The sequence below is a fragment of the Pseudomonas sp. PS1(2021) genome (genome assembly GCF_020405165.1).
In the GTDB taxonomy this organism is placed as follows: domain Bacteria; phylum Pseudomonadota; class Gammaproteobacteria; order Pseudomonadales; family Pseudomonadaceae; genus Pseudomonas; species Pseudomonas aeruginosa.
In genome coordinates this window covers 4,752,617-4,777,652 of the sequence record NZ_CP084484.1, presented here as the reverse complement: position 1 = coordinate 4,777,652, position 25,036 = coordinate 4,752,617, and the positions used below count along the sequence as shown (strand labels likewise).

Annotated in this window: 19 protein-coding genes, 2 rRNA genes and 1 pseudogene; 16 read left to right on the top strand and 6 right to left on the bottom strand. The window is 63.8% G+C overall.

Annotated elements, in window-relative coordinates:
* Nucleotides 1-27 precede the first annotated feature (27 nt).
* The 5 genes from LE197_RS22915 (at nt 28) to LE197_RS22895 (ending at nt 6,932) form a co-directional block, all read left to right on the top strand.
* A 23S ribosomal RNA gene (locus LE197_RS22915) occupies nt 28-2,913 on the top strand.
* 143 nt (nt 2,914-3,056) lie between these two features.
* Nucleotides 3,057-3,172: ribosomal RNA gene (gene rrf / locus LE197_RS22910) — 5S ribosomal RNA — on the top strand.
* A 146-nt stretch (nt 3,173-3,318) separates the two neighbouring features.
* Nucleotides 3,319-4,026 carry a paraquat-inducible protein A gene (locus LE197_RS22905; protein ID WP_023187661.1) on the top strand — a complete coding sequence of 236 codons (708 nt, stop codon included), beginning with the start codon at nt 3,319-3,321 and terminating at the stop codon, nt 4,024-4,026.
* Nucleotides 4,013-4,633 carry a paraquat-inducible protein A gene (locus tag LE197_RS22900; protein WP_003107436.1) on the top strand — a complete coding sequence of 207 codons (621 nt, stop codon included), beginning with the start codon at nt 4,013-4,015 and terminating at the stop codon, nt 4,631-4,633. The genes LE197_RS22905 and LE197_RS22900 overlap by 14 nt, the downstream gene beginning before the upstream one ends.
* Nucleotides 4,626-6,932, top strand: a complete 2,307-nt coding sequence (locus LE197_RS22895) for a PqiB family protein (RefSeq protein WP_023108792.1) — start codon at nt 4,626-4,628, stop codon at nt 6,930-6,932. Before LE197_RS22900 ends, LE197_RS22895 begins: the two co-directional genes overlap by 8 nt.
* 81 nt (nt 6,933-7,013) lie before the next feature.
* Here the strand turns inward: LE197_RS22895 and LE197_RS22890 are convergent, their stop codons facing one another.
* The 5 genes from LE197_RS22890 to mksB form a co-directional block, all read right to left on the bottom strand.
* Entirely contained in the window at nt 7,014-8,552 is a 1,539-nt protein-coding gene (locus LE197_RS22890; RefSeq protein WP_003141642.1) for an ABC transporter permease, read from the bottom strand.
* Nucleotides 8,553-8,572: 20 nt separating this feature from the next.
* Nucleotides 8,573-9,580, bottom strand: coding sequence for an iron ABC transporter substrate-binding protein (locus LE197_RS22885; RefSeq protein ID WP_003095046.1), 1,008 nt, complete (start codon nt 9,578-9,580; stop codon nt 8,573-8,575).
* A gap of 111 nt (nt 9,581-9,691) precedes the next feature.
* The gene (gene mksF, locus LE197_RS22880; RefSeq protein ID WP_023108791.1) at nt 9,692-12,538 is read right to left on the bottom strand and encodes an Mks condensin complex protein MksF; all 2,847 of its coding nucleotides are present in this window, start codon (nt 12,536-12,538) and stop codon (nt 9,692-9,694) included.
* A complete protein-coding gene (gene mksE / locus LE197_RS22875; protein WP_003095041.1) occupies nt 12,535-13,230 on the bottom strand; it encodes an Mks condensin complex protein MksE in 696 nt (231 codons plus the stop codon). Before mksE ends, mksF begins: the two co-directional genes overlap by 4 nt.
* Entirely contained in the window at nt 13,220-14,518 is a 1,299-nt protein-coding gene (gene mksB / locus LE197_RS22870) for an Mks condensin complex protein MksB (RefSeq protein WP_003095037.1), read from the bottom strand. Before mksB ends, mksE begins: the two co-directional genes overlap by 11 nt.
* A gap of 284 nt (nt 14,519-14,802) precedes the next feature.
* On the opposite strand from mksB, the gene LE197_RS22865 reads away from it, so the two are divergent.
* From LE197_RS22865 to can, 8 genes are all read left to right on the top strand, one after another.
* Nucleotides 14,803-15,405, top strand: coding sequence for a hypothetical protein (locus LE197_RS22865; protein ID WP_003095035.1), 603 nt, complete (start codon nt 14,803-14,805; stop codon nt 15,403-15,405).
* A 204-nt stretch (nt 15,406-15,609) separates the two neighbouring features.
* A complete protein-coding gene (locus tag LE197_RS22860; RefSeq protein WP_003106143.1) occupies nt 15,610-16,656 on the top strand; it encodes a DUF6160 family protein in 1,047 nt (348 codons plus the stop codon).
* Nucleotide 16,657: 1 nt separating this feature from the next.
* Nucleotides 16,658-17,677, top strand: a complete 1,020-nt coding sequence (locus tag LE197_RS22855; protein ID WP_003095031.1) for a hypothetical protein — start codon at nt 16,658-16,660, stop codon at nt 17,675-17,677.
* A gap of 30 nt (nt 17,678-17,707) precedes the next feature.
* Nucleotides 17,708-18,244, top strand: coding sequence for a DUF6160 family protein (locus tag LE197_RS22850; RefSeq protein WP_003141635.1), 537 nt, complete (start codon nt 17,708-17,710; stop codon nt 18,242-18,244).
* 259 nt (nt 18,245-18,503) lie between these two features.
* On the top strand, nt 18,504-19,205 hold the full coding sequence (locus LE197_RS22845) for a protein TonB (protein ID WP_078451009.1): 702 nt from the start codon (nt 18,504-18,506) through the stop codon (nt 19,203-19,205).
* On the top strand, nt 19,202-19,654 hold the full coding sequence (gene rimI, locus LE197_RS22840) for a ribosomal protein S18-alanine N-acetyltransferase (protein WP_003095025.1): 453 nt from the start codon (nt 19,202-19,204) through the stop codon (nt 19,652-19,654). The genes LE197_RS22845 and rimI overlap by 4 nt, the downstream gene beginning before the upstream one ends.
* A 198-nt stretch (nt 19,655-19,852) precedes the next feature.
* Nucleotides 19,853-21,091, top strand: coding sequence for a C69 family dipeptidase (locus LE197_RS22835; RefSeq protein ID WP_023108790.1), 1,239 nt, complete (start codon nt 19,853-19,855; stop codon nt 21,089-21,091).
* A gap of 61 nt (nt 21,092-21,152) precedes the next feature.
* The gene (can, locus tag LE197_RS22830; protein WP_003095021.1) at nt 21,153-21,800 is read left to right on the top strand and encodes a carbonate dehydratase; all 648 of its coding nucleotides are present in this window, start codon (nt 21,153-21,155) and stop codon (nt 21,798-21,800) included.
* Between the two features lie 69 nt (nt 21,801-21,869).
* Here the strand turns inward: can and LE197_RS22825 are convergent, their stop codons facing one another.
* Nucleotides 21,870-24,098, bottom strand: coding sequence for a TonB-dependent receptor (locus tag LE197_RS22825; protein WP_023108789.1), 2,229 nt, complete (start codon nt 24,096-24,098; stop codon nt 21,870-21,872).
* A gap of 150 nt (nt 24,099-24,248) precedes the next feature.
* On the opposite strand from LE197_RS22825, the pseudogene LE197_RS22820 reads away from it, so the two are divergent.
* The 3 genes and pseudogenes from LE197_RS22820 to LE197_RS22810 form a co-directional block, all read left to right on the top strand.
* Nucleotides 24,249-24,374: pseudogene (locus LE197_RS22820) on the top strand (integrase); the annotation flags it as partial.
* A gap of 52 nt (nt 24,375-24,426) precedes the next feature.
* Nucleotides 24,427-24,705 carry a type II toxin-antitoxin system RelE/ParE family toxin gene (locus LE197_RS22815; protein WP_003113526.1) on the top strand — a complete coding sequence of 93 codons (279 nt, stop codon included), beginning with the start codon at nt 24,427-24,429 and terminating at the stop codon, nt 24,703-24,705.
* 11 nt (nt 24,706-24,716) lie between these two features.
* The gene (locus LE197_RS22810; RefSeq protein WP_003099268.1) at nt 24,717-25,022 is read left to right on the top strand and encodes a HigA family addiction module antitoxin; all 306 of its coding nucleotides are present in this window, start codon (nt 24,717-24,719) and stop codon (nt 25,020-25,022) included.
* Nucleotides 25,023-25,036 lie beyond the last annotated feature (14 nt).

Below are 25,036 nucleotides of genomic sequence, written 5' to 3'. Positions count from 1 at the left end.
GTATAACCAGATTGCTTGGGGTTATATGGTCAAGTGAAGAAGCGCATACGGTGGATGCCTTGGCAGTCAGAGGCGATGAAAGACGTGGTAGCCTGCGAAAAGCTTCGGGGAGTCGGCAAACAGACTTTGATCCGGAGATCTCTGAATGGGGGAACCCACCTAGGATAACCTAGGTATCTTGTACTGAATCCATAGGTGCAAGAGGCGAACCAGGGAACTGAAACATCTAAGTACCCTGAGGAAAAGAAATCAACCGAGATTCCCTTAGTAGTGGCGAGCGAACGGGGATTAGCCCTTAAGCTTCATTGATTTTAGCGGAACGCTCTGGAAAGTGCGGCCATAGTGGGTGATAGCCCCGTACGCGAAAGGATCTTTGAAGTGAAATCGAGTAGGACGGAGCACGAGAAACTTTGTCTGAACATGGGGGACCATCCTCCAAGGCTAAATACTACTGACTGACCGATAGTGAACCAGTACCGTGAGGGAAAGGCGAAAAGAACCCCGGAGAGGGGAGTGAAATAGAACCTGAAACCGTATGCGTACAAGCAGTGGGAGCCTACTTGTTAGGTGACTGCGTACCTTTTGTATAATGGGTCAGCGACTTATATTCAGTGGCAAGCTTAACCGTATAGGGTAGGCGTAGCGAAAGCGAGTCTTAATAGGGCGTTTAGTCGCTGGGTATAGACCCGAAACCGGGCGATCTATCCATGAGCAGGTTGAAGGTTAGGTAACACTGACTGGAGGACCGAACCCACTCCCGTTGAAAAGGTAGGGGATGACTTGTGGATCGGAGTGAAAGGCTAATCAAGCTCGGAGATAGCTGGTTCTCCTCGAAAGCTATTTAGGTAGCGCCTCATGTATCACTCTGGGGGTAGAGCACTGTTTCGGCTAGGGGTCATCCCGACTTACCAAACCGATGCAAACTCCGAATACCCAGAAGTGCCGAGCATGGGAGACACACGGCGGGTGCTAACGTCCGTCGTGAAAAGGGAAACAACCCAGACCGCCAGCTAAGGTCCCAAAGTTGTGGTTAAGTGGTAAACGATGTGGGAAGGCTTAGACAGCTAGGAGGTTGGCTTAGAAGCAGCCATCCTTTAAAGAAAGCGTAATAGCTCACTAGTCGAGTCGGCCTGCGCGGAAGATGTAACGGGGCTCAAACCACACACCGAAGCTGCGGGTGTCACGTAAGTGACGCGGTAGAGGAGCGTTCTGTAAGCCTGTGAAGGTGAGTTGAGAAGCTTGCTGGAGGTATCAGAAGTGCGAATGCTGACATGAGTAACGACAATGGGTGTGAAAAACACCCACGCCGAAAGACCAAGGGTTCCTGCGCAACGTTAATCGACGCAGGGTTAGTCGGTTCCTAAGGCGAGGCTGAAAAGCGTAGTCGATGGGAAACAGGTTAATATTCCTGTACTTCTGGTTACTGCGATGGAGGGACGGAGAAGGCTAGGCCAGCTTGGCGTTGGTTGTCCAAGTTTAAGGTGGTAGGCTGAAATCTTAGGTAAATCCGGGGTTTCAAGGCCGAGAGCTGATGACGAGTCGTCTTTTAGATGACGAAGTGGTTGATGCCATGCTTCCAAGAAAAGCTTCTAAGCTTCAGGTAACCAGGAACCGTACCCCAAACCGACACAGGTGGTCGGGTAGAGAATACCAAGGCGCTTGAGAGAACTCGGGTGAAGGAACTAGGCAAAATGGCACCGTAACTTCGGGAGAAGGTGCGCCGGCTAGGGTGAAGGATTTACTCCGTAAGCTCTGGCTGGTCGAAGATACCAGGCCGCTGCGACTGTTTATTAAAAACACAGCACTCTGCAAACACGAAAGTGGACGTATAGGGTGTGACGCCTGCCCGGTGCCGGAAGGTTAATTGATGGGGTTAGCGCAAGCGAAGCTCTTGATCGAAGCCCCGGTAAACGGCGGCCGTAACTATAACGGTCCTAAGGTAGCGAAATTCCTTGTCGGGTAAGTTCCGACCTGCACGAATGGCGTAACGATGGCGGCGCTGTCTCCACCCGAGACTCAGTGAAATTGAAATCGCTGTGAAGATGCAGTGTATCCGCGGCTAGACGGAAAGACCCCGTGAACCTTTACTGTAGCTTTGCACTGGACTTTGAGCCTGCTTGTGTAGGATAGGTGGGAGGCTTTGAAGCGTGGACGCCAGTTCGCGTGGAGCCATCCTTGAAATACCACCCTGGCATGCTTGAGGTTCTAACTCTGGTCCGTAATCCGGATCGAGGACAGTGTATGGTGGGCAGTTTGACTGGGGCGGTCTCCTCCTAAAGAGTAACGGAGGAGTACGAAGGTGCGCTCAGACCGGTCGGAAATCGGTCGCAGAGTATAAAGGCAAAAGCGCGCTTGACTGCGAGACAGACACGTCGAGCAGGTACGAAAGTAGGTCTTAGTGATCCGGTGGTTCTGTATGGAAGGGCCATCGCTCAACGGATAAAAGGTACTCCGGGGATAACAGGCTGATACCGCCCAAGAGTTCATATCGACGGCGGTGTTTGGCACCTCGATGTCGGCTCATCACATCCTGGGGCTGAAGCCGGTCCCAAGGGTATGGCTGTTCGCCATTTAAAGTGGTACGCGAGCTGGGTTTAGAACGTCGTGAGACAGTTCGGTCCCTATCTGCCGTGGACGTTTGAGATTTGAGAGGGGCTGCTCCTAGTACGAGAGGACCGGAGTGGACGAACCTCTGGTGTTCCGGTTGTCACGCCAGTGGCATTGCCGGGTAGCTATGTTCGGAAAAGATAACCGCTGAAAGCATCTAAGCGGGAAACTTGCCTCAAGATGAGATCTCACTGGGAACTTGATTCCCTGAAGGGCCGTCGAAGACTACGACGTTGATAGGCTGGGTGTGTAAGCGTTGTGAGGCGTTGAGCTAACCAGTACTAATTGCCCGTGAGGCTTGACCATATAACACCCAAACAATCTGATGATTGTGTGTTGTAAGGTGAAGTCGACGAACCGAAAGTTCGCATGAACCGCAAACACCTTGAAATCACATACCTGAATCCGGATAGACGTAAGCCCAAGCGAACGGATATCCAACCGAATTGCTTGACGATCATAGAGCGTTGGAACCACCTGATCCCTTCCCGAACTCAGAAGTGAAACGACGCATCGCCGATGGTAGTGTGGGGTCTCCCCATGTGAGAGTAGGTCATCGTCAAGCTCCTATTCCAAAACCCCTGGTCAGCGATGACCGGGGGTTTTGCTTTTGCGCGCGGAAAAGTGGCAAGCCAGCAGCGCTGCGGACGGTAATCGAAAAACTTCGAGAGCTGCCGGGCGGCGTACTTCCGAGGGCATGGGAGACGCGATTTGCACTGTGCGCTCGTCTACAATAGCCGACAAATCCAGCCGAGCTCATTCATGTCCGATACCGATGTCCGTGGCCTGCAGGATCTTCCCCTGGAAGAACTGGTTGCTTGCCATGAGTGTGATCTGTTGATGCGCCGGGAACCCCTGGGACCGGGCGAGAAAGCCAATTGTCCGCGCTGCGGTTTCGAGTTGGCCGCGCATCGCCATCAATGGAAACGCCGTTGCTTCGCGCTGGTTCTGACGGCGCTATTTCTCTATATCCCAGCCAATTTCCTGCCGATCATGAATCTCAGCCTGCTCGGCCAGACCCGCAGCGATACGGTCTGGACGGGAGTGCTCGGTCTTTACGACAGTGGCATGCAGGGCGTCGCCATCCTGGTATTCCTGTGCAGCATGGTGATCCCGTTGGTCAAGTTGCTCTGCCAGTTGCTGGTGATGATCAGCGTGCGTTTCGGCATCGCCCGTCACATCGGCATGCTGCTCTACCGCGGCTATCACCATCTGCGCGAGTGGGGGATGCTCGAGGTCTACCTCATGGGTATCCTGGTTTCCATCGTCAAGCTGATCGACATGGCCGACCTCAGCCTGGGCATCGGCCTGGCCTGTTTCGTGGCGCTGCTGTTCACCCAGGTCTGGCTGGAGGTCACCATGTCGCCGCACCAGGTATGGGAAGCGCTGGGCGGCGAGGACGACGATGCGCGCGCTTGATGCCGGAATCCTGGTGTGCGGCGAGTGCCACCAGTTGAATCGCGCCGACGGGGACGAGCATCCGCGTTGCAGCCGCTGCGGTGCGGTGCTGCACGCCCGGCGCCCAAACAGCCTCACGCGCACCTGGGCGTTGCTGATCACCGCGGCGATTCTCTACATACCCGCCAACCTGTTGCCGATCATGACGGTCAACCTCTTCGGCAGCGGAATGCCCGCCACCATCATGGAGGGCGTGGTCGAACTGGTGCATGCCGACATGTTCCCCATCGCCATGGTGGTGTTCGTCGCCAGTATCCTGGTTCCTACTTTCAAGCTGGTGGGCATCGCCCTGCTGCTCTATTCGGTACAGCGGCACCAGCCGATGTCGGCCCGCCAGCGTATCCTGATGTATCGCTTCATCGAATGGATCGGGCGCTGGTCGATGCTCGATATCTTCGTCATCGCCATCCTCGTGGCGCTGGTGAATTTCGGCAACCTGGCGAGCATCGAGGCCAACCTCGGCGCCGCCGCCTTCGCCAGCGTGGTGGTGCTCACCATGCTCGCCGCCGTGACGTTCGACCCCCGGCTGATCTGGGACAACACCAATCTGGATGACGAGAATGAGTGATCTGCCAAGTCCGAAGAAACACAAGACCTCGAACTGGTCGGCGATCTGGGTGCTGCCGCTGGTGGCCCTGGCCATCGGTGCCTGGCTGGCGTGGCGTGCCTTCGACCAGGCTGGCGTGGACATCCAGGTTCGCTTCGAGAGCGGCGACGGGATCCAGGCCAACAAGACCGAGGTGCTGTACAAGGGCATCTCGGTGGGCAAGGTGACCGACCTGCATGTCAGCAAGGACATCAAGGGCGTGGTCGCGACCATCGAGATCAAGAAGGAAGCCCAGGAGTACCTGAGCAAGGACACCCGCTTCTGGCTGGTCAAGCCGCGTGTTTCCCTGGCTGGCGTCACCGGCCTGGAGACCCTGGTCTCCGGCGTCTACATCGCGGTCGATCCGGTGAAGGGCGAGAAGGAAGAACGCTACTTCACCGCGTTGAAGGAGCCGCCACCCCTTTCCGACAAGCTGCCCGGCCTGCACCTGACCCTCAAGGCCGATCGCCTGGGCTCCCTGGAGCAGGGCAGCCCGATGTTCTACCGGCAGATCCAGGTCGGCCAGGTGAAGAGCTTCCAGCTGGGCGATGACCAGAGGACCATCGAGATCAAGGTGCACATCGAGCCGGCCTACGCCGACCTGGTGCGCAAGCACACGCGATTCTGGAACGCCAGCGGCATCTCCATTTCCGGCGGCCTGTCCGGCTTCAAGGTGCACAGCGAGTCGCTGCTGACCCTGGTCGCCGGCGGTATCGCCTTCTCCACCCCGGAGAACCGCACCGACAGCCCGCCGACCGATCCGAGCAAGCCGTTCCGCCTGTACGACGACTACGACGCGGCCCAGGCCGGTCTGCGCGTGAAGCTGAAGATGAACGACGTCAGTGGTATCGATCCGGGCCGCACCCCGGTGATGTTCAACGGCGTGCAGGTCGGCCTGGTCAAGTCGATCGACATGGGCAAGGACTACAGCAGCGCCACTGCCGACCTGGCGATGGATCCGCGGGTCGAGGACATGCTGCTGGAAGGCACCGAATTCTGGACCGTCAAGCCAAGCATCTCCCTGGCCGGCATCACCGGCCTCGAGGCCCTGGTGAAAGGTAACTATATCGACGTGCGCTTCGCCAAGAGCGGCGCGCCGAGTCGCGAGTTCACCATCCGCCCGAAAGCGCCGCCGCTGAACACCGACGCGCCCGGCCTGCACCTGGTGCTGACCAGCGACAAGCTCGGCTCGATCGATATCGGCGCGCCGATCCTCTACCGCCAGGTCCGCGTCGGCAGCGTGCAGAGCTACCAGCTGTCGCGCGACCGCCAGCGAGTGGTGGTGGGTGTGCACATCGAGCCGGAGTACGCGCACCTGGTGAATACCTCGACGCGCTTCTGGAACTCCAGCGGGATCACCCTGACCGGCAACCTCAGCGGCGTGCAGGTGAAGAGCGAGTCGCTGCAGACCCTGATCACCGGCGGGATTTCCTTCGACACCCTCGATCCGAAGGCGCCGACCGTGACCAAGGTGCGTCGCTTCACCCTCTTCGACAGCGAGGAGGCGGCGATGGCCCGTGGCGTGGAAATCCAGCTGAGCATCGACAATGCCGACGGCCTGCGCGAAGGCACGCCGATCCGCTTCAAGGGCCTGGACATCGGCAAGATCGAAAGCGTCGAGCTGAACCCGGACCTCTCCGGGGTACTGATGAAGGCCCGCCTGACTTCCGCCGGCGAGCGCGTCGCCCGCAGCGGAACCCGCTTCTGGGTGGTGCGTCCGGCGCTCGGCCTGCTGCGTACCGAGAACCTCGGAACCCTGGTCAGCGGCCCCTATATCGAGGCGCTGCCGTCGAGCACGCCGGGCGAGCGCCAGGCACGCTTCCAGACTCTCGCCGAAGCGCCCAACCTGCTGGGCCGGGAAAGCGGCCTGCGGCTGACCCTCAGCGCGCCGCGCAAGGGCTCGATCAAGCCGGGCAACCTGGTGACCTACCGGCAGATCCCGGTGGGCAAGGTCGTCGACCTGGCCTTGGGCGAACAGGCCGACCGGGTGCTGATCAGCATCCTCATCGAACCGCGCTACGTACCGCTGGTGCGTACCGGCAGCCGTTTCTGGAATGCCAGCGGCTTCGGCGTCGACGCCAGCCTGTTCAAGGGTCTGTCGCTACGCACCGAGTCGATGGAGGCGCTGATGGAGGGCGGCATTGCCTTCGCCACCCCGAACAATGCGCAGATGGGCGAGCCCGCCAAGCCGGGGCAGACCTTCGCCCTGTTCGATTCGGCCAATGACGAATGGTTGGAGTGGGCGCCGAAGATTCCTCTGAAGGAAACCGCCCGCCGCTGATTGTCGGACCGGCAAAAAAGAAACGCCGCTTACCTGGGTAAGCGGCGTTTTCGTTCATGCCTGCCTGCTGGGGAGTGGGTGTCAGTGAGTGCTGAGATGCGCCCGGGTAGTCAGCAGGTACACCGGCAAGCCGGAGATCAGGATCAGCAGCGCGGCGTAGGGTGCGGCGGCAGCGTACTCCAGGTTGGCGGTGTGCACCCAGACCGAGGTGGCCAGGGTCGACAGCCCGGTGGGACCTAGCACCAGGGTGGCGGTCAGTTCCTTCATGGTGTCGAGGAACACCAGCACGAAGCCGGCGCCGATGGCCGGCGAGATGATCGGCAGGGTGATCCGCAGGAAGGCCATCAAGGGCGTCTGGCCGAGAGTGCGGGCGGCTTCCTCCAACTGCGGCGAGGCCTTTTCCAGGGCCACGCGGATCGGTGCCTGGGTCAGCGGCATGAACAGCAGGGCATAGGCGACCAGCAGCAAGCCGGTGGTCTGGTAGGTGGCTGGCAGGTAGTGCAGCGAGAAGTACACCAGCGAGAGTGCGATCACCAGTCCCGGCAACGCTTGCAGCAGGTACGGCAGGCGCTGGGTCCAGCGCGCCAGGGCGCCGGGGTAGCGCACCACCAGGATGCTTACCGGCAGCGCCAGCAGGCAACTGAGCAGGGCCCCGCCGAAGGCCAGCGACAGGGAGGAAAGCAGGGTCGAGGCGATTTCCATCAGCGGGAAGCTGGCCGAGGAGCCTTCGTACAGCCAATAACCGAGCATCACCAGGGGGATACCGGTACCGACCAGCACCAGCGTCGCCAGCAGCGCCTGGAGCGGCCACTTGCCAAGCCCCAGGCGGACCCGTTCGGCCCGCCGCGCGCTGCCCTGGCCGGTGCGTACCAGGCGGCCGCGGCCGCGCATGCGCAACTCCAGCCAGAGCAGCAGGAAGCACAGTGCCAGGAGTACCGAGGAGAGCATCGCCGCGGTGGCGTTGCTGAACTCCAGTTCGAACTCCTGGTAGATGGCTGTGGTGAAGGTCTGGTAGCGCAGGATCGACAGCGCGCCGAACTCCACCAGCATGTGCAGCGCCACCAGTAGTCCGGTGGCGGCCAGGGTCGGGCGCAGCAGCGGCAGGGTGACCCGCAGGAACACCTGGCGCCGCGACAGACCGAGCATCCGCGCCGACTCCTCCAGGGAAGGATCGATGCCGCGCAGGGTCGCTGCTACCGGCAGGTAGACCAGCGGATACTTGGACATGGTCATGACCAGGATGGCGCCGCCGAGGCCTTCGTACATCGGGCTCAGCGAAACCCAGGTGAAACTGCTGACGAAGGCGGGGATGGCGAACGGCAGGCACAGCACCACGTTCCAGAAGCGCCGCGCCGGCAGGTCGCTGCGCTCCACGCACCAGGCCAGGGCCAGGCCGAGCAGGGCGCTGAGCAGGGTCACGCCGAACATCAGCCACAGGGTGTTGCCCAGCAAGCGGAATACGTAGGGGCGCCAGAGCAGTTGCCAGGCGCTGTGCCAGCCGGCGTCCCAGGCCTTGGCCGCGACGTAGAGCAGCGGCAGGCTGGCCAGCAGGGCGAGGAGCAGGACCGGCAGGAACAGCCAGAATGGCGTTCGCCGGCGCGAGCCCGTGCGCAGGCGCACGGGCGTGGAGGCGGCGCCGATCAATTCAGGCCAACGTCGCGTTCGAGGCTGAGGGCCTCGCTGGCCTCACCCAGATCGGCCGGGGTCAGTTTCGGTGGGTCCAGTTCGGCGAACGGCTTCAGCGCCGGATCGGCCTGCATCCCCTTGCGCATCGGGTACTCGGCGGACTGGCTGAGGATCGCCTTCTGGCCTTCCTCGCTGAGCATGAAGGCGACGAACTGCTGGGCTTCCCTGGGGTGCTTGCTGGACTTGAGCACCGCGGCGCCGGAGACGGTGACCAGAGCGCCCGGGTCCTGGTTGCCGAAGTAGTGCAGGCGCGAGTTCAACTCGCCCTTTTCCTTCTTCAGGGTGTACCAGTAGTAGTTGTTGATCAGCGCCATGTCGACCTCGCCGTTTTCCACGGCTTTCATGGCGGTGACGTTGTTGGTGTAGATCGAGCCGAAGGCCTTCAGGCCGGTCAGCCAATCCTCGGCTTCCTCCTGGCCCTTGAGCTTGATCACGGCGGCGACCTGTTCGAGGAAGGCGCCACTGGTGGGCACGAAGCCGAAACGGCCGGACCAGGACGGATCGGAAAGATCCATCAGGCTCTTCGGCAGATCCTTCTCGTCGATCTTCTTCGGGTTGTAGGCCAGTACCCGGGTGCGGGCGGTGATGCCGATCCAGTCGCCGTTGCCGCCGGCGTGCTCCGGCTCGACCAGGGCCAGGGTCTCTGGCTCCAGCTTGGCCAGCAGGCCGGCGCTGGCCAGGCGGATCAACGGTGGCGATTCCTCGGTGTAGAGCACGTCGGCCGGCGAGCGCGCGCCTTCCTCGGTGATCTGGCTGGCGAGCTGGCCATCGCCGCCCTTGCGGATCTTCACCTGGATGCCGGTCTTGTCCTGGAAGGCCTTGGCGATGGCGATACCGGTGGCGGCGTGCTGGCCATTGTAGAGGGTAAGGGTGACGGGATCGGCCGCCGCATTGAGGGAAAGCGAACCGAGCAGGCACGCCAGGGCGGCGTGGCGGAAACGGTTGAGAAGTCGAACAGGCATGGATTCTCCCCGTGGGTTACAAATGCGAATGTAACCAATTATATCTTCGCGGGAGCCTCGGGCCTATCGGAAAAGTCCACGGCCCTGTCAGGCAGGGCCGTGGCAGACGCTTCACGCCGGTTCGCCGGCTTCCTCCGGCTCGCTGGCTGCGCGGGTTTCGCCGCTGGCGGCGGCATCCCGGCGACGGATGTATTTCCAGTCGGCTTCGTCGATATAGATGCCGTTCGGGCCGCTACCGCCTTCCAGGTCGATCGCCACGTGTGCGGAAACCTGCGGCTTCACGCTCGCCAGGATCGGCACGAAGCCCAGTTGCAGGCTGGTCTCCAGCAGCGCGGCCTGGTTGCGCTCGTCGATGTCCGCCGCCTCGTCCAGGTAGTAGGGCAGGCGCACGCGCCCGGCCTGCTCGCGGTCCATCAGGTGCAGCAACAGGTACATGTTGGTCAGTGCCTTGATGGTCATGGTGGTGCCGTTGGAGGCGGCGCCGTCGATGTCGGTGTGCATGATCGGCTGGCCGTTGACCTTGGTGATCTCGAAGGCCAGTTCGAACAGGTCCTTCAGGCCCAACTGGTTGTGGTTGGCGGCGACCAGGCGGGCCAGGTATTCCTTGGCCTCCTCGTTCTTCGCGTCCTGCTCGGCGCTCTGGGTCAGGTCGAACACCGAGAGGTTCTCGCCTTCCTCGTACTGGCCGGCGCTGTGGATGATCTGGTCGATGTGCTTGAGCGCATCCTTGTTCGGCGCGAGGACGATGCGGAAGCTCTGCAGGTTGGAAACCTGGCGCTTGTTGATCTCGCGGTTGAATAGGGCCAACTGGTGTTCCAGGTTGTCGTAGTCGCTGCGGATGTTGCGCAGGGTCCGGGCGATGTCGGTGACCGCCGCGCGGCGCGCCTTGGCCAGCGTCAGGGCCTCGTCCTGGCGATGCGCGTAGGCGTTGATCAACAGCTTCAGGCGGCGCTCGGTGTCGTCTTCGCTATCGAACTTGGCGACGCCCTTCAGGCGCACCTGGGCGTACAGCGCCTCGATCTGCCCGTCGATGCGCTGCAGCGCCTGCCAGGTGTCCTGGTAGTCGTTGAGCAGCGGCAGCAGGTTGTCCAGCGAGTCGTCCACCGGCTCCATGAACGGCGTGCCGAAGGGCAGGTCGGCCGGCAGTAGCTGGCGGCGGCGCAGGGCATCTTCCAGGGTGCGCTCCTTGGCCTCCAGGTCGCCCAGTTGCCGGGCCACCAGTTGCAGGCGCGCGGAGAGTTGCTGGACGCGCTCGGCGAAGGCGTCGCTGGAGCGCTTGAATTCGTCCTGGGACGCCTCCAGCTGGGCCAGTTCGGCGAGCTTCTCGGGCTCCTCGGCGGTCAGCGTCTGGGTGCGGCGGAAGTCTTCCAGGGCCTTCTGCGCATCCAGCACGTCCTGGTACAGCTTCTCTGCCTGGGCCTTGCTCGCGGCGCGGTCGGCGGCGACGCTCTGCTGGGTCTTGAGCTGCTTCAGCTCCTTCTCCAGGCGCTCCTTCTGGTCGCGCAGGGCGGCGCGGTCGGCCAGGGCCTGCAACGCCGGCGGTTCGATGTGCGACAGGTCGATGCTCAGGCCAGGGGCTTCGAAATGCTCGCCCTTGAAGTGGTCGAGGATGGCTTCGACGCTCTTCACCCAGACGTCGCCGTCATCCAGGTTCACCCCGTTCTCGCCGAGCGGCAGGCTGAACAGCGCGCCGTTGAACAGACGCATCAGGCGTTCCACGTCCTGCTGGCTGAACTCCTCGCGCAGGCGTGCGTAGCTGTTGTTGTCGGCGTGTTCGAGCTGCTGGCGGACGTTCTTCAGGCGTTTTTCCAGGTCGCGCAGGCGCTCTTCCAGGTCTTCGCTGGAGAACTGCCGCGAATGGGCCAGGGCGCCGGCCAGTTCGTCGTGGGCATCCTTGGCGGCGAGCAGCTGTTGTTCGAGGACCTTGGCGTCGTCGACCAGGGCGAAGCGGGTCTTGAGCACCGACAGCTCGCCGAGCCAGCGCTGGATGCCGGCGATCTCGCGCTCCAGGCGCATCAGCTCCTGGGTGCCGCCACGCTGTTCGTTCTGCAGGCCGTCCTGCTCGGCGCGGTATTGCTCGTGCTGGATCAGCAGTTCCTCGCGGCGCGCCCCGGCGTAGTCGTGCCAGGTGCCGAGCAGGCTGTCGAGCAGCGGTGAAAGGCGGTGCATCTTGCCGCGCAGTACGTCGCGCTGGGTCACGCCGTTGGCCAGGGCTTCCACCAGCGGGCCGGCGGCGACCAGCGCCTGGTAGTCCTGCTCCATCCGCCGCACGTCGCGGAAGGCCTCCTCGCAGGCGGCGATGTAGTCGACGTTACCCGAGCGCAGGCTGTGCTCGAAGGCGTCGAGGAACAGCTGCTTGAGCTTGGCCGCGGTGATCTCGCGCATGTGCAGCAGGTTGATGAACAGCGAGCGGAAGGTCTTCAGGCTCTGCTCGCTGGTGGAGCGCAGCGGGATCATGGTCAGGTCGAGCGGGATCGACGAGTGCCCGCCGACCAGCAGGCGGCGCAGCTCTTCCGGCTTCACCTCGTAGGCCTTGATGCCTTCGCGCTCGAGGTTGGCGAACAGCTCGCGCTGGCGCAGGCAGGTACCGTTCTTCTGATAGTGGTCCAGGCTCAGCTCGCCGGCGTAGGCGAAGAACTGGTGGCCGAAGCCGCCGCCCGGGCCGCGCCCGGCCACGCCGATCACGTGCGGACCGTGGGGCAGCATCAGTTCGAGGAGGATGTAGCTGGTGTCCGAGGCGAAGTAGAAGCGCCGCGACTGCTCCATGCTGTACTTGCCGAAGCTCATGTCCGACAGGCGGGCAAGGATCGGGAACTGCAGGGCGTTGATCGAGGCGCTCTTGCCCAGGTTGTTGGCGCCGTAGATCGACAGCGGGTTTTCCAGCGGGAAGATACCCAGGCTGTAGCCGGCGGTATTGAGCAGGGCGAAGCGGCGGATGCCGTAGCGGGTCTGGCTCATGCGTCAGCCTCCTGTTGCGCGTGTTCTTCGGCGATGGCGCGGGCGAGGGCGTCTTCCTCGCTCTCTTCGGACAATTCTTCGTCGCTGGCCATCAGCGGTTCGATCTCGCCGTCATCGACCAGCACCGGCGTCTGCAACGGCAGGTCGGCGTGCAGGCTGGCGGACAGGTTGCGGTCCTGCTGCACCGACAGGCAGACGTCGAGGAAACGGTGCATCGGCGGCATGAAGCGGTACACGCCGCTGTCCTCGGAGGCGAAGCCGAGCTGGGTCAGGCGGCGCATGACCTTCTCTTCCAGTTCTTCCTGGGTCTGCACCTCGGCCTGGAGGAACAGGTCGCGGTATTTCTCCAGCAGCGGCGGCAGCTCTTCGCGGCCGATGCTGCCGCCGTCCAGCACGGACAGCGGGTCGCGGCCCTGGTCGGCGAGGTGTTCGACGAGGATGAAGGTGAACAGCGCCAGGCGTTGGGCGGTCTTGTTCACCTGGGCGCCGACCTGCTCCGGGACGAAGTAGTAGAAGCCGCGGGTGTCGCAGACCAGCTCGAAGCCCATGGCGCGGAACAGGCCGCGGTACTGGTCCTGGTGCGAGGACAGCTGGGTGTACAGCTCGGGGTCGCGGTGGCTGATGTGGTAGCCCTTGAACAGCTCGCGGAAGATCGGCGCGAGCTGGGTCAGTTCGGAGAGATCAAGATGCATGGGTTTCGCTCGCGGAAAGGGTGTCTGCGTCCCTGGCCTGGCCCTTGTCCTTGGCGGCGGGGTTCAGGGCGAAGGAGCAGAGGCTGACGCAATGTTCGGTGGTTTCGTACTCGCGGCGTTGCAGGCGTTCGCGCTGGAAGCGCGCGTCGCGCGACAGCCGGGAGAACCAGTAGAGCAACTCGTCGGTGGCGCCGTCCGGTTCCTGGGCCAGCAGCCATTGCATGAGGTCCGGCAGCGGCAGCGCCGCCTGGCAGCGTTCGATCATTTCCCGCGCGGTCCGCGGTGGTCGCGCCGGCCCGTTGCTCTTGCGCGTGCCGCTGGACTTGGGGAACTGCGCCGGCTTCGGCTCGAAGCGGGCGAGGGCGAAGACGTAGCTCTCGACCTGCGAGGCGGTGCCGAGGAAGGTGCTCTGCGGCCGGGTGAACAGCGGCATCGCCGCCTGCGGCACGGCATCCAGGCCCTTGCGCCGGATCGCCGCCAGCGCCAGGGCGGCGCCACGGGTCACCGCGTTGTGCCGGCGCGCTTCCTCGCGCAGCGGCAGCAATAATTCGCGGGCGCGGCGCAAGGTCAGCTGGGCGTTGGTCTGCATCTCGAGGATGCGCGCGTGGGTGCGCAGCACCAGGTCGTCGTCGACCAGGTGGCCGAGGCGCTGCTGTTCGCCGAGCAGGCGCAGCAGGACCTGTTCGACCCGCCGCACGCCCTGCTCGAAGGCGCCGTCGGCGCTGACCAGTTGGATCATTGGCTCGACGTACTCGTCCCAGGTCGCCAGGACCTCCGCGTAGCGCTGCGCCAGGGGAATCTGCCGGTCGCTGGTCTTGGCCCGCTCGGCCACGCCGATCAGTGCCTGCTCGTCATTGCCGAGCTTCTTCAGTACATCGCGCACGCGCATGTCGAGCAGTCGCAGCTGGCGCGCCAGGTCCTGGCTGTCGCGGGTCTCGAAGGCGTCCTGGATGTACCCGGCGAGGCGCTCCAGATGGCGCAGGTAGGCCTCGATCTCCAGGCACAGACCAAGGCGATGCTCGTGGCGCAGGTAGGCGAGGAAGTCGTGGATCTGCGCGTTCAGCTCGAAACGGTTGGGGCTCTTGGCCACCGGGACCAGGATATCCAGGCGGATCCACTGGTCGAGCAGGGCGGTGATTTCCGCCGGGTTGCTTTCCGGTAACTGGGTGTTCAACTGGCTGCGCAGTTCCGCCAGGCTCAGGGTGCCGGCATCGAAGCGCTCGCAGAGAGGCTCGAGCAGGGCCCAGTGTTCGGCAAGCGCACGCAGTACGCGTCGGGGGTCGATCATCGGGAGGGCCGGTCCGTGGAAAAAGCGCCGATTGTACTGCAAAGGCACGGGCGACGCAGACGCCGCCGATGAGTGCGATGCAGGCCGTCGACACGTCTGCGGCGCAGGTACGGGCCCGGTATCGGTGGGTGGCATCTGGCTATCACCGAAGTGTCGAAAAGCGGCAGTTTATGACTGCGTAAGGACTTTCCTGCCCCGCCTGGTCCGGGGAATGGGGCTTCCAGGGGCTGGCACGCTTTCTGCTGAAGTCCCCTGGCCTGTCTATTCCAAATGAATGCCGACTCTTGAACGACGCCGCCTACGCCGAGGCCCGCTGGGCCGAACTGCAGAACCAGGGTGACCTTGCCTGGGACCTGGATGCCATCACCAACCGCAGCGAGGCGATCGCCTTCCTCAAACGTTTCGAGAACCGCCTGTGCATCTACTCGGCCTATGTCGAGAAGCTCTACAGCAACTACAGCTTCGTGATTCCCGAGAGCGACCATGGCGGCATCACCATCCTGCCCAGCGAGCAGGCCTGGCACGACACCTTCCACGATATCCCGCTGGCCGCGGTGGAGCCCACCGGGATCCATATCCTGCCGGGCGAGACCATGGGCTATCGCGGGCTCTACCTGAAGATTCCCGGCGAGCACCGCCTGGTGGCGTCGAAGGAATTGCCGTTCCAGGAAGGGTTGAAACTGCTGATCCAGCGTTACCAGGCTCACGACGACGTGTTCCTGCCGATCCTGGTCAAGGGCGACCTGCGCGAGTACGAAGCGCGCATGCCCTCGCTACACCTGCACCGGATCAACCCCGCCCGCCTCAGCGCACACTCCCTGCTCAGCCTCAACGCCATCAAGGGCGCCATCGCCGACCATCTGATCGGCCTGTTTCGCCAGCAGTGAAAGGCTGACGTTACCCCCGTGTGACGATGGGTAACATCCATCCTGGCCGAGCGACCGCTCATCCGCTGCAGCGAGCGCGGCGACCGCGTCGTTCGGCGGTTTTTCTCGACTATGGGTCGGCCCCGATTCGCCCGGGGCTTTCTATAGTGACTACAGGTCGCAGTGTCTCTGCCGTCGGCCACGAGAAGAACAAGAGGTGAGCCCATGTCCCGTCGTCTGCCCTTCCTGCTGCGTTGCGCGCTGTTCTGCGGCGCCGGTCTGCTGGCTGCCACCGCCCAGGCGAGGATGGAGTCGCTGGACGACGACCAGCTTTCCGACGTGGTCGGCCAGGCCTTCATCAACCTCACCACCGACGCCGCCAACGGACTGAACTTCACCCGCATCAACTTCGGCGCCGACATCGAGACCCAACTGAACATGAAGAAGCTGCAGTTGGGCCAGTACAACCGCAGCGGCGAGCTTGCCGGCAGTGCCGACATCGCCATCGACAACTTCGCCCTGGGCACGGTCAACGACACCACCGGCGCGATCAACCCGTTCCTCATCAGCAATCCCTACATCGAGTTCGCCTACGACGGCAGCAAGATGGTCGGCATCCGTATCGGTTTCGGCGAAGCCAAGGGCTACCTCTCGGGCGATATCAAAACCCTCACCGGCAACGTGCCGGTGGACCTGTACGGCACCGGCAGCCAGTTGGGAGGCAGCATTTCCTGCGGCCTGCTGGCCCTCGACTGCCTGGCGGCGAAGACCGCCATCACTCTCACCGGCAGCTCTCAGTACACCGCCCAGGCAGAACTGGTGAACAGCTCCGGCAACCCCGACCCGATCCGCGCTGCCATGATCGGCCTGAAGAACGGCACGGCCCTGGACATGCACGACAGCACCATCATCGGCAGCCTGGTGAACGTCCTGCTGCCCTTCCTGACCTCCAACGACTGCAAGCTGATGGGCGCCCAGACCTGCTTCAACCTGGCCCAGTACCAGTCGTTCCCGATCGGCACCGTGGATCCGAACAACGCGCAGAACTTCATCGACTCGTCGAAAGGCTTCTTCATCTCGATGCAGAGCCAGAACGTCCAGTGGCGCGACCAGCAGGATCCCTCCAAGCTGGTCGCCGCGCTGGCCGGTGCCTTCCTCAACATGTCGCGCAACGCCGATGGAACGGCGCCGATCAAGGTCGACTTCGGTCAGGCCTTCAATGGCATTCCACGGCAGGACACCTGCCTGGGCGGCCTGAACAAGGGCTGCTGAGATGAGTCGCGCCTGCCTGCTCGCGGCCCTGCTGGCCGCCCCCTTCGCCCATGCCGAGATGACAGCGCTCGATGACGAGCAACTGTCGGACGTGCAGGGTGCCGGCATCGGCTTCGTCCTCGACAGCGCCATGGTCGACGGCAACAAGGCCACCATCGCGATCAATGGCGTGACCAACACCGCCACCGGGCAGAACGTGCCGATCACGGTAAAGGAGCTGTACGTCGCCGCCACTGGCAGCAACAAGGGCAGCACCCTGGCGCCGGTGACTCTCGGCCGTCTCAATTTCCCGTTCAAGCTGAATCTGGCCAAGGGTTCGGTGCTGACCACCCAGCTCGACGACGGGCGGGTGGTCAGCACCTTGCCGGACACCGCGGACGTGATCGAACTGGCCTTCCCCAGCCTGGTGAGCGGCGCCGGCGGCCAGCCGTGCATCGCTGGTTACGCCGGTGCCGGCAGCAACTGCTCGAGCCGGGCCAGCGAAAAGGTCGACGCCGGCATCCGCTTCGACTTCGGCGTCACTTCCACGCGCACCGATGTGCTCAACCTGGACTTCTCCGAACTGGCGATGGACGGTTCCTACCTGCGCTTCTGGGGCGCCAACGCGCGCAGCCAACTGGTTGGCGAGATGCGCCTGAACCTCTACGCCAAGACTTTCGAGATCATGTCCTGCGGTGCTGGCTCGCCCAGTTGCGTCAGCGCCGCCGAGCAGGCTGCGCGCACCGTCTACCTGACCAACGCCTATGCCAGCGTCGCGCTTGGCTACGGGAAGTCGCAGCCGTTGCTGTTCTCGGTCACCGCCGACGGCAACTTCACTTTCGAACTGCCCAAGCTGACCCTGGCCAACGCCGCCGACTTCTACGCCAATGCGCCGCGCACCAGCCTGGTGATCGAGAACCTCAACATCGGCGGTACCCGGCCAGGCTACGGGCAGGTACCGACCGGCGGCTACAACATGGGCCGCAACGAGATATCCGGGCTCAGCTTCAACTACCTGAAGGTGACGTCGCACAACCTCTGAGGTGGCGGCGCGAAACGAGGTACGCAGCACATGGCCAAGCAGACTCATCCACTGGCAGGCGGCATCGGCATCCTCGCGGCGCTGGCGCTGCTGTTCAGCGCTTCGGCCGGGGCCGAGTTGCGCTCGCTGGGCGATAGCGATCTGGACGACGTGGTCGGCCAGGCCGGGATCAGCATCAGCGCCTCGCTCAATCTCCAGGAAAATCCTTCGCAGACGCGCTGCGCCGGCGGCTGCGGCGCGCGCCTGGCGATCCAGCCGGCCGGCAGCGGCAACAACTACCTGGTGATCGACGATATCAGCGGCAAGTTCAGCTTCGACGAAGTCACCCTGGACGTGGTGACCATCAAGGACGGCTTCGGCGGCGACGGCGCTGCCTTCAACCGCCCGGTGCTGCGCGTCGGCCTGAAGGACACCAGCTTCCAGGACCTGCGCTTCACCATCGCTGGCGCCAACAAGGCGCGCGGTACCGATCCCGGGCTGGTGCAGACCAACCTGGTCAGCGCACGCATCGACGGCACCCTCAAGCTGCAAGGCAACGTCAACATCTTCACCGTCGCCCCGCGTTGAGGGCGAACCGTCGCATGGCGGGACAAAGCCGCTCCGCCGAGGTCGAAGAACCGCTATCATTGCCTGCCTGAACGCCGGGGGCGAAACCGTCCCCGCGCATCGCCTATTTGCCGGTGCCCGAGATTTGATCGAAGAACAGCGTCGCCGCGCCTTCCTGGGCGCGATGCAGATAACCAGTTGGCTGCCCCGCCAGCCGTTGCCGTTCGCCGCACCCTCGCGGCCGGAGTTGCTGGAGACCCCGCCCCGGGAAGAGCCGGCGGTGCCTGTGCGTGCGCGCGCCGCGATCGATGCGCCGCAGGCCCGCGTCCCGCAAGCCGAGGCGCCGGCCAGCGCGCCGAGCGTGGCTCCCGCCGCGCCCGTGGAAGGCCGGGGGATCCCGATCAGCCTGCCGAAGCCGGGCGCCCCGGCGGCGAAGAAAGCCGAGCCGGTCGCGCCGGTCGAAGAGGCCCCGGCCGAGCAGCCGGCGGTCCAGGCCCCGCCGCCGCGCTTCGCCTTGCAACTGCTGCAGGCGGGCTCCTGCACCCTGCTGGTCGAACTGCCCACCGGCGAACCCTTCGCCAGTCGCGATCCGGGTTACCTGCTGCTGCGCGACCTGCTGCGCGCCGCCGGCCTGCCGGACAGCCCGCGGTTGATCGGCGAACCGGTACGCTGGCCGCTGCTGGCGCGCGGCAACCTCGACCAGGGGCCGCAGGCGGCCCTGGAGTTCGTCCAGAGCTTCGTCGCCGCGCGCATGGAGGAGAGCGAGCGTAGCCGCTGCCTGTGGCTGGTCGGCCTGCCGGCGATCCGCTTCGCCGGCGAGGGCGACGAGGGCAGCCTGTTCCGCGAACTGCAGGTGGACGGTCTGGGCGCAACCTGGGCCGTGCCGGGCCTGGAAGCCCTCATGGAAGAACCCGCCCTCAAGGGCGAGCTGTGGCGCGCCATGCGCCGTGTCCGTCAGCGCTGGTCGAGCGAGATTCAATGAGCGATGCGATTTCCTTCCGCCCGATGACCGAGGCGGACCTCGATGCCGTGCTGAAAATCGAATATGCCGCCTTCAGCCACCCCTGGACCCGTGGCATCTTCAGCGAAGGCCTGAAGAACTACCATTGCTGGCTGATGTTCGAGGGTAGCCAGCAGGTCGGCCATGGCGTCATCCAGATCATCCTCGACGAGGCGCACCTGCTGAATATCACGGTGAAGCCCGAAAGCCAGGGGCGTGGCCTCGGTCTGCGCCTGCTCGAACACCTGATGCGCGAGGCGGCCGGCCACCAGGCTCGCGAATGCTTCCTCGAAGTGCGCGCTTCCAACCAGGCCGCCTACCGCCTCTACGAACGCTACGGTTTCAACGAGATCGGCCGCCGTCGCGACTACTACCCCGCCGTCGGCGGGCGCGAAGACGCCCTGGTCATGGCCTGTACCCTGTTCGACTGAGGCTTGCTCCGCTTCCCTGCCGGCAACTAGCTATCACTTGGAGTAGCTGGCTGGCCTTCTGGCACCGCCGTACCCTTACCAGCATTCCGATTCTCGCCTGCATACCGCAGGCAGGTCCCTTCATGCGGTAACCCTTCGCTGGAGTGCGAAGTCAGGTCGACAGCGGCCGGTGGCAGGATGCGCAGACTGGAGCCCCCCATGTGCGACACCCTGATCCTTCGCCACCAGGGCCAGACCTGGTTCGCCAAGAACAGCGACCGCGAGCCCGCCGAACCGCAGCGTCTGCTGCGCCTGCCGGTGGTGCGCAACGATCCGGAAGCGCGCTTGCGCACCACCTACCTCGACATTCCCCAGGCCGCCCAGCGGCATGCGCTGGTGATCAGCCAGCCGAGCTGGATCTGGGGCGCGGAAATGGGCGTCAATGAGCACGGCGTGGCCATCGGCAACGAAGCGGTGTTCACCAAGCTGACCCGTCAGCGCGGCACCGCGCTGCTCGGCATGGACCTGCTGCGCCTGGGACTGGAGCGCGGCGCCAGCGCCCGCGAGGCGCTGGAGGTGATCACCGGGTTGTTGCAGCGTTACGGCCAGGGCGGCCCGGCCGGCTACCGCGACAAGCGCATCCGCTACGACAACAGCTTCCTCATCGCCGACCCCGGCGAAGCCTGGGTGCTGGAAACCGCCGGCAACCTGTGGGCGGCGAAGAAGGTCGAGCGCTGGGCCATCTCCAACGCCCTGACCCTTGGCCACGAATTCGACCTGTGCAGCCGCGACCTCGAGGACCAGGCACGCCGCCAGGGCTGCTGGGATGGTCGCGGCGACTTCCACTTCGCGCGGGTCTTCGACACCCGCCTGCTACCCTGGGTCGGCGGCGCGCACCGGCGCTGTCGGATCAACCAGCGCTTCCTCGACAGCCTGCCTGGCGAGCCGGACTGGCACGCGCTGTTCGCCGCGCTGCGCCACCATGGCCCGCGCGGGGACCACTTCCGCCGCCACAACAACCGCCAGGTATGCATGCACGCCGGCAGCTTCTGGCGGCCTTCGCAGACCACCGCCAGTCTGGTCGCCCGCTTGCGCGACGACGGCCCGCTGCTGGCCGCCACCGGTACTTCGGCGCCGTGCCTGGGACTGTTCCAGCCGCTGTCCTTCGATCCGGCCTCCGGCACCGCCGTGCTCAGCCAGCCGCGCGAGGCGGTACAGGAGTCCCCCTGGTGGCGCTTCGAGGCGGTGCACCGCCGCGCGCTCACCGACCGCGCCTTCCGCCGGCTCCTGCGCAGCGGCCGCGATTGGCTGGAACGGGAACTCTTCGCCGACCTCGAACAGCCCGACTGGCCGCGCCTGGCAGAGGATGCCGCAGCCTGGCACGCCTGTTGGCATGATCAGGTCGCCATGCAGCCGCTGGCGCAGCAGCGCTGGTGGCGTAGCCACGCCGCGCTGTGACGCTTGTCAAACGGGCATCGCCTTCCGTAAGGTGCTGCACCGGTCAAACGAGGGGCATGCCATGAGCGACTTGCAGCAACTGTTCGAGAACAACGTCCGCTGGGCCGAAGCGATCAAGCAGGAAGACCCGGACTTCTTCGCCAAGCTGGCCCGCCAGCAGACCCCCGAGTACCTCTGGATCGGCTGCTCCGACGCGCGGGTGCCGGCCAACGAAATCGTCGGCATGCTGCCCGGCGACCTGTTCGTCCATCGCAACGTCGCCAACGTCGTGCTGCACACCGACCTCAACTGCCTGTCGGTGATCCAGTTCGCCGTCGACGTGCTCAAGGTCAAGCACATCCTGGTCACCGGCCACTACGGCTGCGGCGGCGTGCGCGCCTCCCTGCACAACGACCAGCTCGGCCTGATCGACGGCTGGCTGCGCAGCATTCGCGACCTCGCCTACGAATACCGCGAGCACCTGGAGCAGTTGCCGACCGAGGAAGAGCGCGTCGACCGCCTCTGCGAGCTCAACGTGATCCAGCAGGTGGCCAACGTCAGCCACACCAGCATCGTCCAGAACGCCTGGCACCGCGGCCAGTCGCTGTCCGTGCATGGCTGCATCTACGGGATCAAGGATGGCCTGTGGAAGAACCTCAACGTCACCGTCAGCGGCCTCGACCAGTTGCCGCCGCAGTATCGCTTGAGTCCGCTGGGCGGTTGCTGCTGAGAGAGGCGGAAGCTCTTTCCCACGAGTTCCCCTCTCCCTGGAGGGACAGGGGAACTGTCGAGGACGGCTTCAGAACTCCACGCTATACGTCAGGCTGTAGGTCCGCCCCCGTCCCTTGTAGTCGAACAGTCCCGCTGGTGCGAGCCCGCCGTAGTAGACCTGCGCGCGTTGTCCCCAGACCGTGGTGTAGTCCTTGTCCAGCAGGTTCTGGATGCCCGCGGTGAGGGTGCCCACCGGCAGCGCCTGGGTGCCGAGCAGGTCGAACAGCGCGTAGCCGTCGATCTTGTTGCCCGGCTCGTCGTTCAGGTTGAAGGTGCGCACGCCCTGCAGGCGCAGGCTGCGCTGGTCGTCCTTCCAGCCGACGAAGGCGCCGGCCTTGGACGGGCTGGCCGAGGTCACGTCCTGCTTCAGCCAGCGGCCGTCGACCTTCTCCTGGGAGCGGATGGCCAGGCCGTTGACGCCGACCTGCCAGTGATCGTCCAGCCAGTAGGTAGCCTGGCCCTCCAGGCCGTAGTTGCGCTTCTTGGTGTCCTGCTGCAGCACCGCCAGGGTCTTCGAGTCGTACTTGATGCTCTTGTCCGACCAGGAATAGAACGCCGCCACCTGGGTATCCAGGGCACCGTCGGTGTGCCGCCAGCCCAGCTCGACCTGCTTGGTCTTGATCCCGTCCAGCGGCGAGTCGTTCACGCTGACCCCCTGCAACAGCGGGTAGTGGCCATTGCCGTCGGCTGCGCCGTAGCGTCCGAAACCGTAGTACTTGGCCGGATCCGGCAGCTCGAAGCCTTCGCTGTAGTTGGCCCAGACCTGTTGTTGCAGGTTCAGCTTGTAGATGGCGCCGACGTTGACCAGGTTGACGTCGTAGTCCTTGCTCCCGCCCGGAACCGCGTCGGCGGTCTTGCCGAGGCCGTTGGCGATGAGGATCTGCTGGTTCGCCGCAACGAAGTCGCTGACGTCGGTGCTCATCGACTGGCGCCGCACGCCGGCGCTCAGGGTCAGGTCGTCGGTGGCCTTCCAACTGCCCTGGAGCAAGAAGGCGCGGCTGTCGGTATCGATGTCCGGGTAGCGGCCCAGCTTGGCCTGTTCACTGGCTACCAGCCCGCCGCTGGCGGCGGCGAGCGGCAGGTTGAAGAGCATCTGGTCGGACGTGAATTTTTCCCGGTCCAGGTCCACCCCGTAGGTCAGGCTGGCGCGCTCCCAGGTCTTCACCAGGGCCAGTTTCATCCCGTAGTAGTCGGTGTCCTGCTGCGAGGCCGAGTAGTAGGAGGTGCCGTAGTTGATCGCGCCGCTATTGCTGTAGCGGATGGTAGGGAAGGGATTGAAGGCCATCTTCTCGTTGCGGTAGTAGGCCTGCAGGTAGAGGTCGTGACCCAGCACTTCCGGCGCGTGGTAGGTGGCGTTGAACTGATGGCGCTTGCTCTCCGGCTCGCGGTCGAGGTCGACGCCGCCCTTGATCGAATAGGGTGCCCGTCCGCGCAGGGCGTCGAAGTTGCGCCCAAGATCGAGGCCGCGGTCGCCGTCGTAGCCGGAGTCGTAGTACTGCAGGCCGAGATCGAGGCTGTGGCCATTGGCGAAAGTGAAGCCAAGGCTGCCCATCAGGTCCACCGACCTGTTGTACTGCAGGTCGGTCTGGGTGATGTCCGTCAGTACCTGGTCGCCACTGCCGTCGTAGGCCGCTCCGTTCTTCTGGTAGGCGATGGCCAGGCGGCCGTTGAACAGGTCGTTGCCGCCGCTGATCGACTGCGCCGCGCGCAGGTCGTGGTCCTCATGGCTCTGGAAGCCGCTGCGGGCGCCCAGCTCGGTGTTGAAGCGAGTGTCGCCGCCGACGCCCTTCTTGGTCACGATGTTGATGATCCCGCCGGTGGCGCCGCCGCCGTACACCGCGCTGGCGCCGGACATCACCTCGATGCGCTCGATGTTGAATGGGTCGATGGAGTCGAACTGCCGGCTGATGCCCCGTGAACTGTTCAGCGACACCCCGTCGATCATCACCAGTACGCTGCGTCCGCGCAGGTTCTGGCCGTTGTTGGTACGACCCTGGGAGCCGATATCCAGGCCCGGGATCAATTGTCCCAACGCCTCCTTCAGCGGCACGCCGGCCTGGGTCTGCTGGTCCAGTTGCTCGCGCTCGATCACCCAGACCGTGCCGGGCAACTCGCTGATGCTGGTCGGCGCGCGCGAGCCGATCACCACCATCTGCTGCTCCACCGGATCGGCAGCCAGCGCAGGAGCGGAAAACGAAGCGAAGAGGGACAGGGAAAGCGCCAGGGGAGCCGGGCGCAAAGGGATGGAGCGGGGCATGAGGAGATTTCCGAGTTGCTGTTGTTTTGATGGGCGGCAAAGCTAAACAAATCGATAATGATTATCAAATGATTCGAACTGTTTCAATGAGGCATGCCTGGCATCCAAAGCAAGATGAAATGCCTGACACGGGGCGCTGCGCATGGCGTGGCCCTACAGCGGATCCTCGGGCATTCCTCGATGATGATGCGGTATGCACATCTGTCGCCGGAGCACTTGGAATCGGCGATGCGCTTTTCTCCGATTACTCAGTCTGGCTACAAATTGACCACATGAGGATCTGTGGTAATCTGTAGTGAAGTTAACGCTTAACGTTAAGGGTTAATGAATGATTCTGACCTTTCGCTGCGACGAGACTCGTCAGCTTTTTGAGACGGGTCTTTCGAGGCGGTGGGGAGCGATCCTCACAGTCGCTACGCGTAAGCTTGCAATGCTTCATGCGGCTACGGAGCTTCGAGACCTGCGCTCTCCACCTGGAAACCGGTTGGAGCCGTTGCAGGGAAAGCGGGCGGGCCAACATAGCATCAGGATCAATGACCAGTGGCGTGTCTGTTTCGTCTGGACGGATGCGGGTCCCGAAGAAGTCGAAATAGTTGATTACCACTGAGGAGGTGGACCATGGCTACCAATGGTATGCGCCCCATCCATCCTGGGGAAATATTGCGCGATGAGTTTCTGATGGAGTTGGATATCTCTCCAGCTGCTCTAGCACGCGCTTTGAAAGTCTCCGCTCCGACAGTGAACGATATCGTTCGTGAGCAGCGTGGTATCTCCGCAGATATGGCGATTCGTCTGGGGCGTTACTTTGATACGTCCGCTCAGTTCTGGATGAATCTCCAGAGTGAGTATTCGTTAGCAACTGCTTATGCGGCGAATGGCAAGCAGATCGAACATGAGATTGAGCCGCTGCTTGCTCACGGATAGCAGTGACGTTGATC

Bases quoted from the DNA above. Each gene is read 5' to 3' on its own strand.
- LE197_RS22900 (WP_003107436.1), top strand. From the start codon at position 4,013: ATGCGCGCGCTTGATGCCGGAATCCTGGTGTGCGGCGAGTGCCACCAG.
- LE197_RS22895 (WP_023108792.1), top strand. From the start codon at position 4,626: ATGAGTGATCTGCCAAGTCCGAAGAAACACAAGACCTCGAACTGGTCG.
- LE197_RS22885 (WP_003095046.1), bottom strand. From the start codon at position 9,580: ATGCCTGTTCGACTTCTCAACCGTTTCCGCCACGCCGCCCTGGCGTGC.
- mksF (WP_023108791.1), bottom strand. From the start codon at position 12,538: ATGAGCCAGACCCGCTACGGCATCCGCCGCTTCGCCCTGCTCAATACC.
- mksE (WP_003095041.1), bottom strand. From the start codon at position 13,230: ATGCATCTTGATCTCTCCGAACTGACCCAGCTCGCGCCGATCTTCCGC.
- mksB (WP_003095037.1), bottom strand. From the start codon at position 14,518: ATGATCGACCCCCGACGCGTACTGCGTGCGCTTGCCGAACACTGGGCC.
- LE197_RS22860 (WP_003106143.1), top strand. From the start codon at position 15,610: ATGTCCCGTCGTCTGCCCTTCCTGCTGCGTTGCGCGCTGTTCTGCGGC.
- LE197_RS22855 (WP_003095031.1), top strand. From the start codon at position 16,658: ATGAGTCGCGCCTGCCTGCTCGCGGCCCTGCTGGCCGCCCCCTTCGCC.
- LE197_RS22850 (WP_003141635.1), top strand. From the start codon at position 17,708: ATGGCCAAGCAGACTCATCCACTGGCAGGCGGCATCGGCATCCTCGCG.
- rimI (WP_003095025.1), top strand. From the start codon at position 19,202: ATGAGCGATGCGATTTCCTTCCGCCCGATGACCGAGGCGGACCTCGAT.
- LE197_RS22835 (WP_023108790.1), top strand. From the start codon at position 19,853: ATGTGCGACACCCTGATCCTTCGCCACCAGGGCCAGACCTGGTTCGCC.
- can (WP_003095021.1), top strand. From the start codon at position 21,153: ATGAGCGACTTGCAGCAACTGTTCGAGAACAACGTCCGCTGGGCCGAA.
- LE197_RS22825 (WP_023108789.1), bottom strand. From the start codon at position 24,098: ATGCCCCGCTCCATCCCTTTGCGCCCGGCTCCCCTGGCGCTTTCCCTG.
- LE197_RS22815 (WP_003113526.1), top strand. From the start codon at position 24,427: ATGATTCTGACCTTTCGCTGCGACGAGACTCGTCAGCTTTTTGAGACG.
- LE197_RS22810 (WP_003099268.1), top strand. From the start codon at position 24,717: ATGGCTACCAATGGTATGCGCCCCATCCATCCTGGGGAAATATTGCGC.